Annotated in this window: 14 protein-coding genes; 11 read left to right on the top strand and 3 right to left on the bottom strand. The window is 28.4% G+C overall.

What is annotated here, in order from left to right:
- Nucleotides 1-131 precede the first annotated feature (131 nt).
- The 3 genes from CNZW441b_RS06920 (at nt 132) to dcuC (ending at nt 3,004) form a co-directional block, all read left to right on the top strand.
- Entirely contained in the window at nt 132-884 is a 753-nt protein-coding gene (locus tag CNZW441b_RS06920) for an extracellular solute-binding protein (RefSeq protein WP_131165697.1), read from the top strand.
- 103 nt (nt 885-987) lie between these two features.
- A complete protein-coding gene (pepE, locus tag CNZW441b_RS06915) occupies nt 988-1,698 on the top strand; it encodes a dipeptidase PepE (RefSeq protein ID WP_131163145.1) in 711 nt (236 codons plus the stop codon).
- A gap of 1 nt (nt 1,699) precedes the next feature.
- Nucleotides 1,700-3,004: a C4-dicarboxylate transporter DcuC gene (dcuC, locus tag CNZW441b_RS06910; RefSeq protein ID WP_131163146.1), complete on the top strand. Its 1,305-nt coding sequence runs from the start codon at nt 1,700-1,702 to the stop codon at nt 3,002-3,004.
- A 17-nt stretch (nt 3,005-3,021) separates the two neighbouring features.
- Here dcuC and pepT read toward each other — a convergent pair whose 3' ends face one another.
- The 3 genes from pepT to zupT form a co-directional block, all read right to left on the bottom strand.
- Nucleotides 3,022-4,254, bottom strand: a complete 1,233-nt coding sequence (gene pepT, locus CNZW441b_RS06905; RefSeq protein WP_131163147.1) for a peptidase T — start codon at nt 4,252-4,254, stop codon at nt 3,022-3,024.
- 230 nt (nt 4,255-4,484) lie between these two features.
- Nucleotides 4,485-5,240 (bottom strand): ADP-ribosyltransferase, encoded by a 756-nt coding sequence (locus CNZW441b_RS06900; protein ID WP_131163148.1) that lies wholly within the window; start codon nt 5,238-5,240, stop codon nt 4,485-4,487.
- 232 nt (nt 5,241-5,472) lie between these two features.
- Nucleotides 5,473-6,348: a zinc transporter ZupT gene (zupT, locus tag CNZW441b_RS06895; RefSeq protein ID WP_131163149.1), complete on the bottom strand. Its 876-nt coding sequence runs from the start codon at nt 6,346-6,348 to the stop codon at nt 5,473-5,475.
- A 90-nt stretch (nt 6,349-6,438) separates the two neighbouring features.
- On the opposite strand from zupT, the gene lpxB reads away from it, so the two are divergent.
- The 8 genes from lpxB to CNZW441b_RS06855 all read left to right on the top strand — a co-directional run bounded on the left by lpxB (nt 6,439) and on the right by CNZW441b_RS06855 (nt 15,042).
- On the top strand, nt 6,439-7,533 hold the full coding sequence (lpxB, locus tag CNZW441b_RS06890) for a lipid-A-disaccharide synthase (protein ID WP_131163150.1): 1,095 nt from the start codon (nt 6,439-6,441) through the stop codon (nt 7,531-7,533).
- A gap of 12 nt (nt 7,534-7,545) precedes the next feature.
- Nucleotides 7,546-8,040 carry a transcription elongation factor GreA gene (greA, locus tag CNZW441b_RS06885; RefSeq protein WP_131163151.1) on the top strand — a complete coding sequence of 165 codons (495 nt, stop codon included), beginning with the start codon at nt 7,546-7,548 and terminating at the stop codon, nt 8,038-8,040.
- 65 nt (nt 8,041-8,105) lie between these two features.
- Nucleotides 8,106-8,873: a UDP-2,3-diacylglucosamine diphosphatase gene (locus CNZW441b_RS06880; protein ID WP_131163152.1), complete on the top strand. Its 768-nt coding sequence runs from the start codon at nt 8,106-8,108 to the stop codon at nt 8,871-8,873.
- A complete protein-coding gene (locus CNZW441b_RS06875) occupies nt 8,866-9,822 on the top strand; it encodes a chemotaxis protein (RefSeq protein WP_131163153.1) in 957 nt (318 codons plus the stop codon). The genes CNZW441b_RS06880 and CNZW441b_RS06875 overlap by 8 nt, the downstream gene beginning before the upstream one ends.
- A 3-nt stretch (nt 9,823-9,825) precedes the next feature.
- Nucleotides 9,826-12,129 carry a hybrid sensor histidine kinase/response regulator gene (locus tag CNZW441b_RS06870; RefSeq protein WP_131163154.1) on the top strand — a complete coding sequence of 768 codons (2,304 nt, stop codon included), beginning with the start codon at nt 9,826-9,828 and terminating at the stop codon, nt 12,127-12,129.
- A 4-nt stretch (nt 12,130-12,133) separates the two neighbouring features.
- Nucleotides 12,134-12,652, top strand: coding sequence for a chemotaxis protein CheW (locus CNZW441b_RS06865; RefSeq protein WP_131163155.1), 519 nt, complete (start codon nt 12,134-12,136; stop codon nt 12,650-12,652).
- Between the two features lie 90 nt (nt 12,653-12,742).
- A complete protein-coding gene (locus tag CNZW441b_RS06860) occupies nt 12,743-13,717 on the top strand; it encodes a transaldolase (protein WP_131165696.1) in 975 nt (324 codons plus the stop codon).
- 62 nt (nt 13,718-13,779) lie between these two features.
- On the top strand, nt 13,780-15,042 hold the full coding sequence (locus CNZW441b_RS06855) for a DUF2972 domain-containing protein (protein WP_216681353.1): 1,263 nt from the start codon (nt 13,780-13,782) through the stop codon (nt 15,040-15,042).
- Nucleotides 15,043-15,051 lie beyond the last annotated feature (9 nt).

Raw genomic sequence — 15,051 nt, 5'->3', positions numbered from 1 at the left:
TTTATCCTTAAAAATTTTTCAGACTGATTTTAACATTAAGTTTATAAAAACTCTCTTTTTTATAACTAAATTACTTTTCGTTATTAATTTATTATTACAATTAAAATCCATAAAAAATATAAAGGAAATAAATGAAAAAAATTATTAGTTTATTTGGTGCTATTGCTTTAGCTTTAAGCGTAGCTAATGCTGATATTAACCTTTACGGTCCAGGGGGTCCTCATACAGCTTTAAAAGATGTTGGAACTAAATATACAGAAAAAACGGGTGTTAAAGTAAATGTTAATTTCGGTCCTCAAGCAACTTGGTTTGAGAAAGCAAAAAATGATGCTGATATTTTATTTGGAGCTTCAGATCAATCAGCTTTAGCTATAGCAAGTGATTTTGGTGAAGAATTTAATATAAAAAATATCAAGCCATTGTATTTTAGAGAAGCTATCATTCTGACTCAAAAAGGAAATCCTTTAAATATTAAAGGTTTAAAAGATTTAGCTAAGAAAGAAGTAAGAATTGTTGTTCCAGAAGGAGCAGGAAAAAGTAATACTTCAGGAACAGGTGTTTGGGAGGATATGATAGGAAGAACTAAAAATATTAAAATGATACAAGATTTTAGAAAAAATATTGTAGCTTTTGTGCCAAATAGCGGAAGTGCTAAAAAACTTTTTGCAGAAAATAAAGCAGATGCTTGGATAACTTGGCTTGATTGGTCAAAAAGTAATCCAGATATAGGAACTGCAGTACAAATAGAAAAAGATTTAGTTATATACAGAACTTTTAATGTTGTCGCAAGAGAAAATTCAAATCAGGAAGTAAAAGATTTTATTAACTTTTTAAGTTCTAAAGAAGCAAAAGAAATCTTTAAAAAATACGGATGGAGAGAATAAGTCTGTATTAAACTTCAAAATTATTTATATAGATTAATTCTTAATTTGATAAGCCATTTTTGCTATAATTGCTTTTTTAAAAAAATTTTTAAAGGGTTTTTTTATGTTAAATCTTTTGCTTTTAAGCAGTTCTAGTTATAAAGATACTGGCTATTTAACACATGCAAAATCTTTTATAGAAGATTTTTTGCAAGAATGTGATGTTAAGGATGAGTCTATACTTTTTATTCCTTATGCAGGCGTAAGAAGGACTAATGAAGAATACGAAATAAAAGTAAAAGAAAGTTTAAATAAAGATAATATTATTTCTATACATCATTTTAAAAATTTAAAAGAAGCAATTTCAAAAGCTAAGGTTTTTTTAGTGGGTGGTGGAAATACTTTTATGCTTTTATCTAAACTTTATGAATATGATTTGCTTGAAATTTTAAAAAAACGTATTCAAGAAGGTGCTTGTTATATAGGATGGAGTGCAGGATCTAATATAGCTGGAAAAAGTATTAAAACAACCAATGATATGCCAATTATTATGCCAAAAAGTTTTGATGCTTTAAATGTTTTTCCTTATCAAATAAATCCCCATTTTATAAGTGGTAAAATTCAAGGTCATAATGGAGAAAGTAGAGAAGAAAGATTAGAAGAATTTTTAATCGCAAATCCTAAAGATCAAATTTATGCCATTCCTGAAGGCTCTGCCTTAAGGATACAAGAAAATAAAATAAAAATTATAGGTCATAATTCTGTACTTAAATTAAGTTATCCTATGAAAAGCGAAATTTTAGAACTCAATCAAGAATATAATTTTAAGGGTTAAAATGCAAACATTTTATCTTTTTGCTTCAATTGTAGGAACATTAATAGCTATTATTTTACTTATAAGAAAAGCAGAAACAAAAACTGTTTTAATTGGTGTTGGTTTTATCCTTTGTTTGATTTCATTAAAGCCCATTGATGCTTTAAATGCTTTTACAACAGCTATGACGAAAGCTTCTTTGCTTAAAGCTATTTGTGCAAGTATGGGTTTTGCTTTTGTGATGAAATTTACTAAGTGTGATGTTCATTTGGTAAGATTGCTTACTGCACCTTTAAAAAATTTAGGTTTTTTCTTGATTCCTATAGCTTTTATTATTACATTTTTTATTTCTATCGCAATTCCTTCGGCAGCAGGATGTGCTGCAGCTGTTGGTGCAACATTAATTCCTCTTTTAATGGCATCAGGTATTAAACCTGCTATGGCAGCAACTGCTGTTGTAAGTGGAACTTTAGGTGGAGTTTTGAGTCCTGGGACTTCTCATAATAGCATAGTGGCAAATATGAGTGGTTTTTCTGTTCCTCAAGTAATAGGTGTTCAGCTTAATAATGCTATAGTTGCTGGTATTATAGTTTGTATCTCTTTAATGATTATGGCTTTGATTTTTAAAGATTATACAAAAGGTATTGTTTATAAGGCTAAGACTCAAGATAATAATGAAACAATGATACAAAAAGTAAATGTTTTATATGCTTTAATGCCTTTGGTGCCCATTATTATTTTGGTAATTGGAGCCAGTGATTTGCCAAAGTATCAGTTTTTGAGCCCTTTTTTAGAGTGGACAACTAAGATAGGTGTTGCTGAAGCTATGCTTTTGGGTGCAATTTTGGCAATCATTGTTACAATGAGTAAACCAAGTGAAATTTGTAAAGAATTTTTTAGCGGTATGGGAAGTTCTTATGCTAATGTTGTAGGTATTATCATAGCGGCAAGTGTTTTTGTAGCTGGACTTAAAGCATGTGGAGCTATTGATGCGGTAATTGAGTTTTTAAAAAATGAACAACATTATGTTAGTATTGGTGGAACCTTTATACCTTTTTTAATGGCTATAGTTACAGGATCTGGTGATGCCCCTACCATAGCTTTTAACGAGTCAATCACTATACATGCAGCAGCTTTGGGCTTTGATCAAGTAGAATTAGGAACCGCGGTTACTATAGCAGGAGTATTAGGGCGTGTAATGTCTCCAATTTTAGCAGCAAATATTATAGTAGCTGCTATAGCAGGAACCAATACTATAGAAATTGTCAAAAGAACTGCTTTAGGATCAATTGTTTCTCTTTTTGTAATAGCGTTTATTATGCTTTAATTTAAAGCATAATAAATTTAAGAATTTTTACTTGCTAAAATGATGATTTCTTGTAAAACCTTACTTGCTGCTTTTAAAGATTTTACCGGTAGATATTCGTAAATGGAGTGAAAATTATGTGCTCCTGTAAAGATATTAGGGCAAGGTAAGCCTTTTTGTGATAGCACAGCTCCATCATATCCACCACGCATTGGTATAATCTTTGCTTTGATATTTAAATTTTCATAAGCTTTTAAGGCTAGTTTTATGGGTAAGGCATCTTCACTTTTTAGAGAATTAAACACATTTTTATATCTATCATTTAATTTTATATTAATTTTTTCATCTCCCCAAAGCTTCTTGCAAGCATCGCTTAAATCTTTTAAAAACTGCATTCTTTGTTTATATTTTTCATCATCAAATTCTCTCACATCCATCTTTAAAATAGTTTTTGCACTATTTCCTTTTAATTCTTTTACCCAAAAATATCCTTCTTTATTCTCTGTATATTCAGGTGCTTCACCACGTGGGAGCATAGAAATGAATTGATGAGCTAAAATTAAAGAATTTACAAGCTTATTTTTTGCACTCATAGGGTGTGCTGAAACACCTTGAAAGATTACTTCTACATCTCCTGCGTTCCAATTTTCATACATAAATTCTCCTATGCCACAACAATCTAGACAATACCCAAAATCAGCCTTAATTTCTTTAATATCAAAAGCTTTAGCTCCTTTTAAGCCTTGTTCTTCATCAGGTAAAAATCCTACTATTATATCGCCGTGTTTAATATCTGGATTTTTAACAAAAAATTCTAACATATCCATAATAGCTGCAATAGCTGCTTTATCATCAGCACCTAATAAGCTTGTGCCGTCTGTATGGATAATCTCATCTCCTATATAATTTTTTAGTTCTTTAAATTCACTTTCTTTAAGGTAAATATTTAAGTCTTTATTTAAGCAAATATCCCCACCTTTATAAGGTGTAATTTTGGCTTTTGTATCATTTGTTTGTTCCATACTAGTATCTAAATGTGCAAAAAATGCTATACTTGGAGCATTAGAAGTATTTGCTGGTAAAATTGCAGTTGTAATAGAATTTTCACGTCTTTTAATCTCATTTAAACCCAACTCTTTTAATTCTTGTTCTAATAATATGGCTAATTCCATTTCTTTTGGATTTGAAGGTATAATTCCTGCTGCGCCATTGTCTTTATTGGTTGTAGTATTAATCTTTGTATAATTTATAAATCTTTCTACTATATCCATGTTTTAATCCTTAAATATTTTATTCAAGATTATTATATATAATATTTAGTTTATTGGCATTTAAGATGTGATATGTTTTATGATGTTATTATCTTGAATAGTTTTTATTTAGATGTTTAAATAGTTGCAGTTTTATTTTAAAGTAAGTAATGATTATATAATAATCTAAGAGTTTTGGTTTTGGCTTAATTTATTTAAAGCCATTACAATTTGCAATGGCTTTAAAATCGTTAGAACTCTTTTGGTTGTTTTAAATTGTCTACTTTTTCAACTTCACAAGGTTGATTGATATAACAAGGACCTGTCATTTTGACATAAATTGTTAATTTTTTATGATCTTTGGATATTTCATAAGATTCTATACTTAAAACCCTATTTCTTGGAAAAAGTAATTCATATTGACTTTCAAATGCAGCAAGTCCCTTTAAAGAAACAAAAAGTGCATCTGAGTATTTTGGAACTTTTATAACAAGTTCAACAGGTCGGGTTTGAAATACACTATTTCTAATTGTAGTAGTAGACATAAACCCATAGTCTCTGTATTTTTTATGATTAATAAATTCTAAATAATGTTTAGCCCTTTCTGTAAATTTTCCATCTTTATAAATTTGAGAAAAATAACTTTTATCTAAAAGTCTAAATATAAAACTTAGATTTTCATAACGATAAACTATTAAATTTTCAAATATAATTGTTTTTCCTAAAGCTTGATCAAGCTTTTTTACCATTTCTTTTTGTTTTTCATCTAAAGAAGAAAGTCCTTCTCCATTTCTTAATTTGCTATTTATTGTTACAAAATCTCCATAAGTATATTGATAAACTATATTTTTCTCTTCTTGAGACAAAACATTATTGCCATAAAGTTTTAGCCACCAATTTATTGCTTCCCATCCATGTTTAAATTTTTTATAACCTGCATCATCATAATATCCCATTAAAGATGCCTGAAATCCTAAAAACAAAAGTAAAAAAATGATTTTTTTCATTTGCACTCCTTTGATTTGAATTTGGGTTATAATTGATTATATACTATATAAGTGTCTTTTCTAGGAAAATTATGTATAAAATAGTAAATTAAGATATAAATAGTATTAAATATAAAGAAATACCATAGAATTTTATGTTACAAAAAGTAATATATTTAAATAAGTTTTAGAGCTATATAGAATTTTTTATAGAAATATTTTTAAAAAAGATTGAAAATTAAATAGTTTATTTTTAAGGATTTAACAAAATTAGACTTATTGCCATTACAGCCATACCAAAAACTAATCCATATAGACTATCATGAGCTTTATCATAGGTTTTAGCAGCGGGGAGTAATTCATCAAAAGAGATAAAGATCATTATTCCAGCTACTACAGCAAAGGTAATAGCTAAAGTAAGTTCATTCATAATAGGTAAAATTAAAAATGCACCAACAATAGCTCCTATAGGTTCAGCTACTCCAGAAAGAGCCGAATAAATAAAAGCCTTTTTTTTATCATTTGTAGCGTGATAAATAGGTAAAGAAACTGCCATTCCTTCTGGAATATTGTGTATAGCAACAGCAACGGCTATAGCTATACCAAAACTAAGATTATCAAGACTTGAAATAAAAGTGGCAAATCCTTCAGGAAAATTATGTATGGCTATAGCAAGAGCAGTAAATATCCCCGTTCTTTTTAAGGCTTTAGTGTTGATTTTTTTAAGTGGTTCTCCAGGATGAAAATGTGGAGTTTTTTCATTTTTTTTAGGTAAAGGGCAAATTTTAAGTTCGCTTAAATCTTCTTTTGGTTCATGTGGATTAACATCTTCTGGGATAAATTTATCAATAATAGCTGATAGAAAAATACCACCAAAAAAACATAAGAGTGCTAGAAGTTCTCCATAGCTTGAATTATAATATTTTTTAAAATCAATCAAAGCAGAAGGTAAAATTTCCATAAAAGAAATATAAATCATTACTCCAGCTGAAAATCCAAGTCCAAAAGAAAGAATTCTTAAATTATCATTTTTACTAAAAAAAGCAATTATTGAACCAATTGCAGTTGAAAATCCAGCAAGTATAGTTAAAATTATCGCTATTAAAAGTTGTTCTAGTGTAAATTCCATAAAAATATTATAACCAAAATTATTAATGATTGATAGTTTAAGTAAGTTTTGGTTAAAATTTAAATTTTAATCTTGATAAAGAGTTAGATAATGAAAACTTTTTTAGTTTGCGCTTTAGAACCATCAGCAAATTTGCATTTAAAGGAAATTTTAAAAGTCTATAAAGAAAATTTTAAAGATTTTAATCTTTTAGGAATTTATGATGAGACCTTATCTAAAGAATTTGGTTTAAATTCTAAACCTCTTTATAGTTCTCATGAATTTAGCGCTATGGGTTTTATAGAGATTTTGCCTTTGATTTTTAAGGCAAAAAGGGCAATTAAAGAGCTTGTAAATTTAAGTTTTACTCAAAAAATAGATGCAATTTTATGTATAGATTCGCCCGCATTTAACATACCTTTTGTAAAGGCTTTAAAAAAAAGTGATTCAAAAATAAAAAGAATTTACTATATCTTGCCTCAAGTTTGGGCCTGGAAAAAAGGACGTGTTCCTATTATAGAGAGTCATTTTGATGTTTTAGCATCTATTTTACCTTTTGATGATCAATTTTTTAGTAAAAGTATTTATTGTGGGCACCCACTCTTAGATGAGATAAAAGATTTTAAGACTAAAGAAAATGAAAAATCAATCCTTTTAAAAAAGGAAAAAGAAAAAATTATAGCTTTTTTACCTGGTTCAAGAAAAAGTGAAATTAAACGATTAATGCCTATTTTTAAAGAACTTTCTAAAAAATTTAAAGGTGAAAAAATTCTTTGTGTTCCTCCATTTAATCTTAATAAACTTGAAATTTATGGTGATATTAAAGAATTTAAAATAGAAAGCAATACCCCAAAACTCCTTAAAAAAGCTGATTTTGCTTTTATTTGTAGTGGTACGGCTACACTAGAAGCGGCTTTAGTGGGCACTCCTTTTGTTTTAGCTTATAGAGCAAAGGCTATTGATATTTTTATAGCAAAATTATTTGTGAAATTAAAACATATAGGACTTGCAAATATTATTTGTGATTTTGCAGGAAAAGAACCTTTAAATCCTGAATTTTTACAAGATGAGGTTAAAGCGCAAAATCTTTATAATTCTTATATAAACTATAATTATCAGATGTTTTTTGATAAAGTTGATTTTTTAAAAGAGTATTTAAAATTTGGAAGTGCAAAAAATTTAGCTAAAATACTTCATGAAATTTAAAAAGGATAGAAAATGCAAAAAGAACCAATGAGTGAATTTGGCTATAAAAAATTAGTTAATGAATTAAAAGATTTAAAAGATAATCAGCGTCCAGCAGTGGTTGTTGAAATTGATGTAGCAAGAAGTCATGGGGATTTAAAAGAAAATGCAGAATATCATGCCGCAAGAGAAAAACAAGCTTTAATTGAAAGCCGTATAGCAGAGTTAAGTGATATTTTAGCAAGAGCTCAAGTGATAGATCCTTCAAGTTATGAGCACGATAGTGTCAAATTTGGCTCTAGCGTTGTGATTATGGATGTAGATAGTGAAAAAGAAAGTAAATATACCTTGGTTGGAATTTGTGAAAGCAATCTTGAAAAAGGCTACATTTCTATCAACTCACCTATTGCAAAGGCCATGCTTGGTAAGAAAGTAGGTGATGAGTTTAGAGTGCGTTTGCCAAAAGGGGAAAGTGAATTTGAAATTATAGACATTTTTTATGAAAAATTGGATTTTAATATTTATTAATTTTTTTATAGATAATAATCAATTCATACTTACATTAAATATAGATTATGATAAAGAATTGAAAAATGAAAAAGCATTTGCAAAATGAAGTGATTATTAAAAATGGTGCTATTTTTATAGCTGATGCTCATGAAAATGAACAAAGAAGAGGGTTTTGGAATTTTTTATGTGCTTTAAAAGAAGGTAAAGTTAAAACTTCTCAACTTTTTTTAATGGGTGATATATTCGATTTATTAATAGGTGAAATTTCTGCTACGCATAATTTTGCAAAAAAATATATTATTTTATTAGAAGAGCTTAGCAATGATGTGGAAATTTTTTATTTGGAAGGAAATCATGATTTTAATCTTTCTTATTTTTTTAAAAAAGTAAAGATTTTTCCTTTAAAAAAACAGCCTTTAAAAGCTATTTTTTATACCGAAAAAGGTGAAAAAATAGATTTTTTTTTAGCACATGGGGATATTTTTTTAAATCCTTTTTTAGGGTTTATTTTAAAAAATTTAAGAAGACATTCTTTGCTTTGTTTTTTAAATTTTTTAAATAAAATTACTTTCGATTTTATATCAAAACGAATTTTAGAAAATCAAAAAAAGAAAAATCTTTTTTTTAAAATTAACAATTTTGAAAATTTAATTTATCAAAGATATGAAAAATATAACACCAATAATGCTTGGGTTATAGAAGGACACTATCATCAAAATTTTATTTTAAATAATGAAAATATAAAATATTTTAATTTAAATAGTTTTGCATATAAGGAAAGTTTTTTTGTAGTAGAATACAGCCAAGAAATCAAATTTCAAGAACAGAATTTGAGGGGTCAAAATGTTTGATGAAAATATAATTAAAACAGGTTCAAATGAAATGGAACTTGTTGATTTCCGTATTTTTAAGCAAGGGCACGATAAAGTATATGAAGGAATTTATGGTGTTAATGTTTCTAAAGTAAGAGAAATTATCAAGATTCCAAGTCTTACGGAATTACCAGGTGTGCCTGATTACATTGAAGGTATTTTTGATCTTCGTGGAGTTGTAATACCTGTAGTTAATCTTGCAAAGTGGATGCAAATTACCGAGCCAGAAGGGACTATGTTAAAGCCACGAGTAATAATTACAGAATTTAGTAATATTCTTATTGGTTTTATTGTTCATGAGGCTAAAAGAATTCGTCGTATAAACTGGAAAGATATAGAGCCAGCTACTTTTTCTGCAGGATCTGGAGCTTTAGATAAGGGTAAGATCACGGGTGTAACACGTATCGAAAATGATGAGGTTTTGCTTATTTTAGATCTTGAGAGTATTGTGGAAGAATTAGGAATTTATGCGCCTAAAATAGATATCGATCTTAGCAAAATCGAAAAATTTAGCGGAACAGCTTTAATCTTAGATGATAGTTTAACAGCTAGAAAACGTGTTAAAGAAATGCTCCAACAAATAGGACTACAAGTAGTTGAAGCAAAAGATGGTGTAGAAGGTATCAATAAGCTAGAAGAGTTGAGTCAGCTTTATGGAGATTCTTTGGGCGCTAATTTAAAGATTATTGTAAGTGATGTTGAAATGCCTCAAATGGATGGCTTTCATTTTGCTGCACATGTTAAAGAAGATCAGAGATTTAAAGATATTCCTATAGTTTTTAATTCATCTTTATCTAATGAATTTATGAACGAAAAAGGTGTTCAAGAAGCTGGAGGAGAAGGATATTTAGTTAAATTTAATGCAAGTGACTTTTTCTCTGAAATAACTCGTGTTTTAAAAAAACATCAATCTCAACAACAGGGGTAAAATATGGAAGATATGCAAGAAATACTTGAAGACTTTTTGGTTGAAGCTTTTGAGCTAGTTGAGCAAATCGACCATGACTTAGTAGAGCTTGAATCAAATCCAGAAGATTTAGAATTATTAAATAGAATTTTCCGTGTTGCGCATACCGTTAAAGGATCATCAAGTTTTTTAAATTTTGATGTTTTAACAAAATTAACACATCATATGGAAGATGTTTTAAATAAAGCAAGACATGGCGAACTTAAAATCACTCCAGATATAATGGACGTTGTTTTAGAATCTATTGATAGAATGAAAACTTTGCTTAATTCTATCCGTGATAATGGTAATGATACAGCAATAGGTATGGATATTGGACCTATTTGTTCTAAACTTACTGCTATCTCAGAAGGAGAGGCGCCAACTTCTAATGAAAAAATAGAAGAAAATAAAGAAGTAAAAGAGGAAAAACAAGAACCAGAACCTACTCCAGAACCAGATATAGATGTTAGCAAGCTTAATGATTCTGAAGTTGAAGCAGAAATAGAAAGACTTTTAAAAGTGAGAAAGGCTGAAGATCAAGCAAGAAGAGCACAGAAAAAGCAACAAAAATCAGCCTCATCTGTTTCTCCAAATAAACCAGCGGACACAAAAACAAGTGCTCCTGCAGAAAAAAAGGTTCCTGTTACTGGTAGTAGCGGTGCATCTATGGATCAAACTATTAGGGTTGAAGTTAAGAGACTTGATCATTTGATGAATTTAATTGGTGAATTAGTACTCGGAAAAAACCGTTTGCTTAAAATTTATGATGATGTTGAAGAGCGTTATGAGGGTGAAAAATTCCTTGAAGAGCTTAACCAGGTTGTTAGCCAATTAAGTATTATTACAACAGATGTACAACTTGCTGTAATGAAAACAAGAATGCAACCTATTGCAAAGGTATTTAATAAATTTCCAAGAGTTGTTAGAGACTTAAGTCGTGAACTTGGAAAACAGATTGAACTTGAAATTACAGGTGAAGAAACAGAGTTAGATAAGTCCATCGTTGAAGAAATAGGCGATCCTATAATGCATATGATTAGAAATTCTTGTGATCATGGTGTAGAAGATCCAGCTACTCGTGCAGCTAGCGGAAAGCCTGAAAAAGGAATTGTTCAACTTAAAGCTTATAATGAAGGAAATCATATTGTAGTTGAAATTACTGATGATGGTAAAGGACTTGATGCAAATGCTTTAAAATATAAAGCTATAGAGAAAAATTTGATCACTGAAAGAGAAGCAGATCAAATGAGTGATAAAGAAGCTTTTGCTTTGATTTTTAAACCAGGTTTTTCTACTGCAGCAAAAGTGACAAATGTTTCAGGTCGTGGCGTTGGAATGGACGTTGTTAAAACCAATATTGAAAAGCTTAATGGTGTGATTGAAATTGATAGTGAAGTGGGTAAAGGAAGTACATTTAAATTAAAAATTCCTTTAACATTAGCAATTATCCAATCTTTACTTGTAGGTACTCAAGAAGAATTTTATGCTATTCCACTTGCAAGTGTTCTTGAAACGGTTAGAGTTCCGATTGATGATATTTACACCATAGAAGGTAAGAATGTATTACGCTTAAGAGATGAGGTTCTTTCGCTTGTAAGACTTTCAGATGTTTTTGGAGTTAAGCAAGTTCTTGAAAGTGGTGATCAAACTTATGTGGTTGTTATTGGTGTAGCAGAAAGCAAGCTTGGTATTATAGTTGATACTTTGGTAGGGCAAGAAGAAATTGTTATTAAATCAATGGGTGATTATTTACAAAATATCACAGGAATAGCAGGAGCTACTATAAGAGGTGATGGTAGAGTAACTTTAATTATCGATGTAGCAGCTATGATGGATATGGCAAAAGAAATAAAAGTTGATATTAAAGCTCAGCTTGAATCAAATGTTAAAAAAGTAAAAGAAAAGCCAAGTGATTATAAAGTTTTAATCGTTGATGATTCTAAAATGGATAGAACTTTGATGCAAAAAGCTTTAGAATCTTTAGGGGTGAGTTTGATAGAAGCAACTAATGGTGTTGAAGCACTTAACATTGTTAAATCAGGAGAGCATGATATTGATGCTATGCTTATAGATATAGAGATGCCAAGAATGGATGGTTATACTTTAGCTGGTGAAATTAGGAAGTATTCTAAATATAGAAACCTTCCATTAATAGCAGTTACCTCAAGAACAAGCAAAACAGATCGTTTAAGAGGTGTTGAAGTAGGAATGACAGAATATATTACAAAACCTTATTCTCCGGAATATTTAGAAAATGTAGTTAGAAAAAATTTAAAATTAGGATAAGAGTATGAGTAATGATAAATTAGAACAAATTTTGCAAAAACAGCAAGCTCAGATAGCTAGTCCTCAAGATCATAAAGAAGATGATATAATCCAACTAGTTGGTTTTGTAGTTGGAGATGAAGAATATGCTATTCCAATTCTTAATATACAAGAGATTATTAAGCCTATAGAATACACTAGAGTCCCTAGTGTGCCAGATTATGTTTTAGGTGTATTTAATATGCGTGGAAATGTTATGCCACTTATTGATTTGGCACAACGTTTTAATTTAGGAAGTTCTAAAATGACTCCTCAAACTAGATATATAGTTTTAAGAGGAGAGACAAATGGTAGTGGTGTTGGTGGAAATGCTGGTTTTGTTATAGATAGATTGACAGAAGCGATTAAAATTCACAGAAGCAGAATTGATCCGCCACCTGAAACTTTAGTAAAAGATAAAGGTATGATTTATGGTATAGGTAAAAGAGATGAAAATATTCTTACCATACTTAAAGTCGAAGCACTTCTAAAACGTGAATTCTAAATTTGATGGGATTTTCCCATCAAATCTTCTTATAAATTATAATTTAAAGTAAAATCCGCTATATTTTCAGTTAAAAACAAAGGTTTAATTATGAAAAAATTTTCTCTGTGGTGTGATTTTATTGAAAATAATTTTTTAGAAAAAGAATTTTTAGATTTATTGAATTTTAAAATTAATGGAGCTACTTCTAATCCTAGTATTTTTAAAAATGCTATCTTAAATTCATCATTTTATAAAAACCAAATTATTAAATTAAAAGGAAAAAAAGCTAAAGAAATTTATGAAGAATTAGCAATTAACGACATTAAAAAAGCAGCAGATAAATTAATGCCCCATTTTATGAATTTCAATGATGGTTTTATTAGTCTTGAGATTGATCCAAGACTTTATAATCACACAAGTTTAAGTTTAGGTGAGGCAAAAAGACTTTTTAATGCTATAGCTAAAGAAAATGTGATGATGAAAATTCCAGCTACAGAGGCTTCTTATGAGGTAATGTATGAACTTATGAAAGAAGGTATTAGCGTTAATGCAACCTTGGTGTTTTCACAAGATCAAGGTAAAAAATGTTTTGATGCTTTAAATGAAGGTTTAAAATATTTTTATCAAAAAAATTCACATTTAGCTAATGCAAAAACCCCAAAAGCTGTGATTAGTATTTTTGTAAGTCGTTTTGATAAATTCCTTGGTATTAATGTTTTAGAGCAAGGATCTATCGGTGTTTTAAATGCAAATTTAATTTACAATGATATTGTTTCTAAAAATGAGCCAAATATTCGTGCTTTATTTGCCAGCACAGGAGTTAAAGATAATACTTTATCAAAAGATTATTATATTCAAGAATTATTTTTTGAAAATAGTATCAATACAGCCCCGCTTGATGCTATTGATGCTTTTAATGAAAAATGTACTTTTAAAGTTCCTTTAGATAATACTAAAATTTATGATAAATTAAATCAAATTGTTTCTTTGTATGATTTACAAAAAGCCTATAAAAATTTAATGGACGATGGTTTAGAGCAATTTTGTATAGCTTATGAAGATATTTTAAGTGCTTTATCTTGAAATATCTTATACTCAAAAAGTAATTTATAATAAAATATAAAATTATTATTTAGGAATAGTTTATGAAAAATCCTTTAAAAAGTAAATCTTTTAAAGTTTTAAAAGAGAAAGGTTTTAAGCGTTGGGTTTTATATAGATTTGTAAAATTATTAAAACTTTATCAAAGACATATAGTTTTAAGATTTATAAGATATCTTAAACCATTGCCAAGTAATTATAAATTTATAAAGCATTCTTATGATGTATCAGGTCATGGAGCTTTAAATTATTTTTTATTTTTATGTCGATTAAATAGGGTAAGAGTCTATGATAGAAGTAATGTAAAATATACAAGTGCCAATAATAGGTTAAAAAAAGATGAAAACTTTTACTTAGATTTTCACTTTTCTGGTAAATCACCATTTATACCAAATTTCTCTCATATATTAAATTCTACCAAAATCCTCATTTTAACAAGAGATCCTATCTCGAGGTTTAAAACTTTTATTAATCATGGAAAATCCAATGATGGTAAAAAAATAATAAATTTAAATGATGATTTAAATGAAGTGTTTAAAATTTTATATTTAGGCAAGAGAAGAGAAAATGAAGTCAAACCAAGCCTTAAGGCTTTAAAGTATTGGAAAAATTCAAATAAAACACTCAATTTCAACTACTATTCCAACATAAAAGCATTTTTAGAAAGTAAAAAAGAATTTAAAATCTTTTATATAGATTGTAAAGAGCTAGATAGTAAAATAGCTTTTAATACCATGAACAAATTAGCAAAAATTTTAGATTTTAATCCACCTAATATAAAAGATAAAGAAAAATTTGAACATAAATTCTGGAATAAATTTGCTCATTTACTTCCTTTTAATCTTTTACTAGATAAAAAAACTTTTCCTTATTTATCAAAAGATATAAGATTAAACATATGTGAAGCAAAATTATCTAATACCCCCCCCCCTATATGTAGCATAGATATTAAATCTTTTATACTAGATAAAAATTATACTTATTATAAAAACTTAAGTATTTATATAGATGAGAATGATTTTAACATTTTAAAAGAACATAAAAAACTTTTTGAAGAAGTAAAAACTTATCTTTTAAAATTTAGTGTATTTTTAAAAGAGCAAATTGAATTTAAAGAAGAAAATTTTATAAATGAACAAGATATATTAAATTATTTAAAAGAAAACAAAGATTTAAGAGTATATATTAAAAACTTACTTGATTATGAGCTTACTCACATTAAAGAGCATCGTCCTGATATCATAGCTTCTTGGAAATATTATGAGGAATTTGAGAGAATGTGCGAAGAGCTAGATGGGAGAGCTTAAAGATAGTTA

The sequence above is a fragment of the Campylobacter novaezeelandiae genome (assembly GCF_018968685.1).
In the GTDB taxonomy this organism is placed as follows: domain Bacteria; phylum Campylobacterota; class Campylobacteria; order Campylobacterales; family Campylobacteraceae; genus Campylobacter_D; species Campylobacter_D novaezeelandiae.
This window is presented reverse-complemented; position numbering and strand designations above follow the sequence as displayed.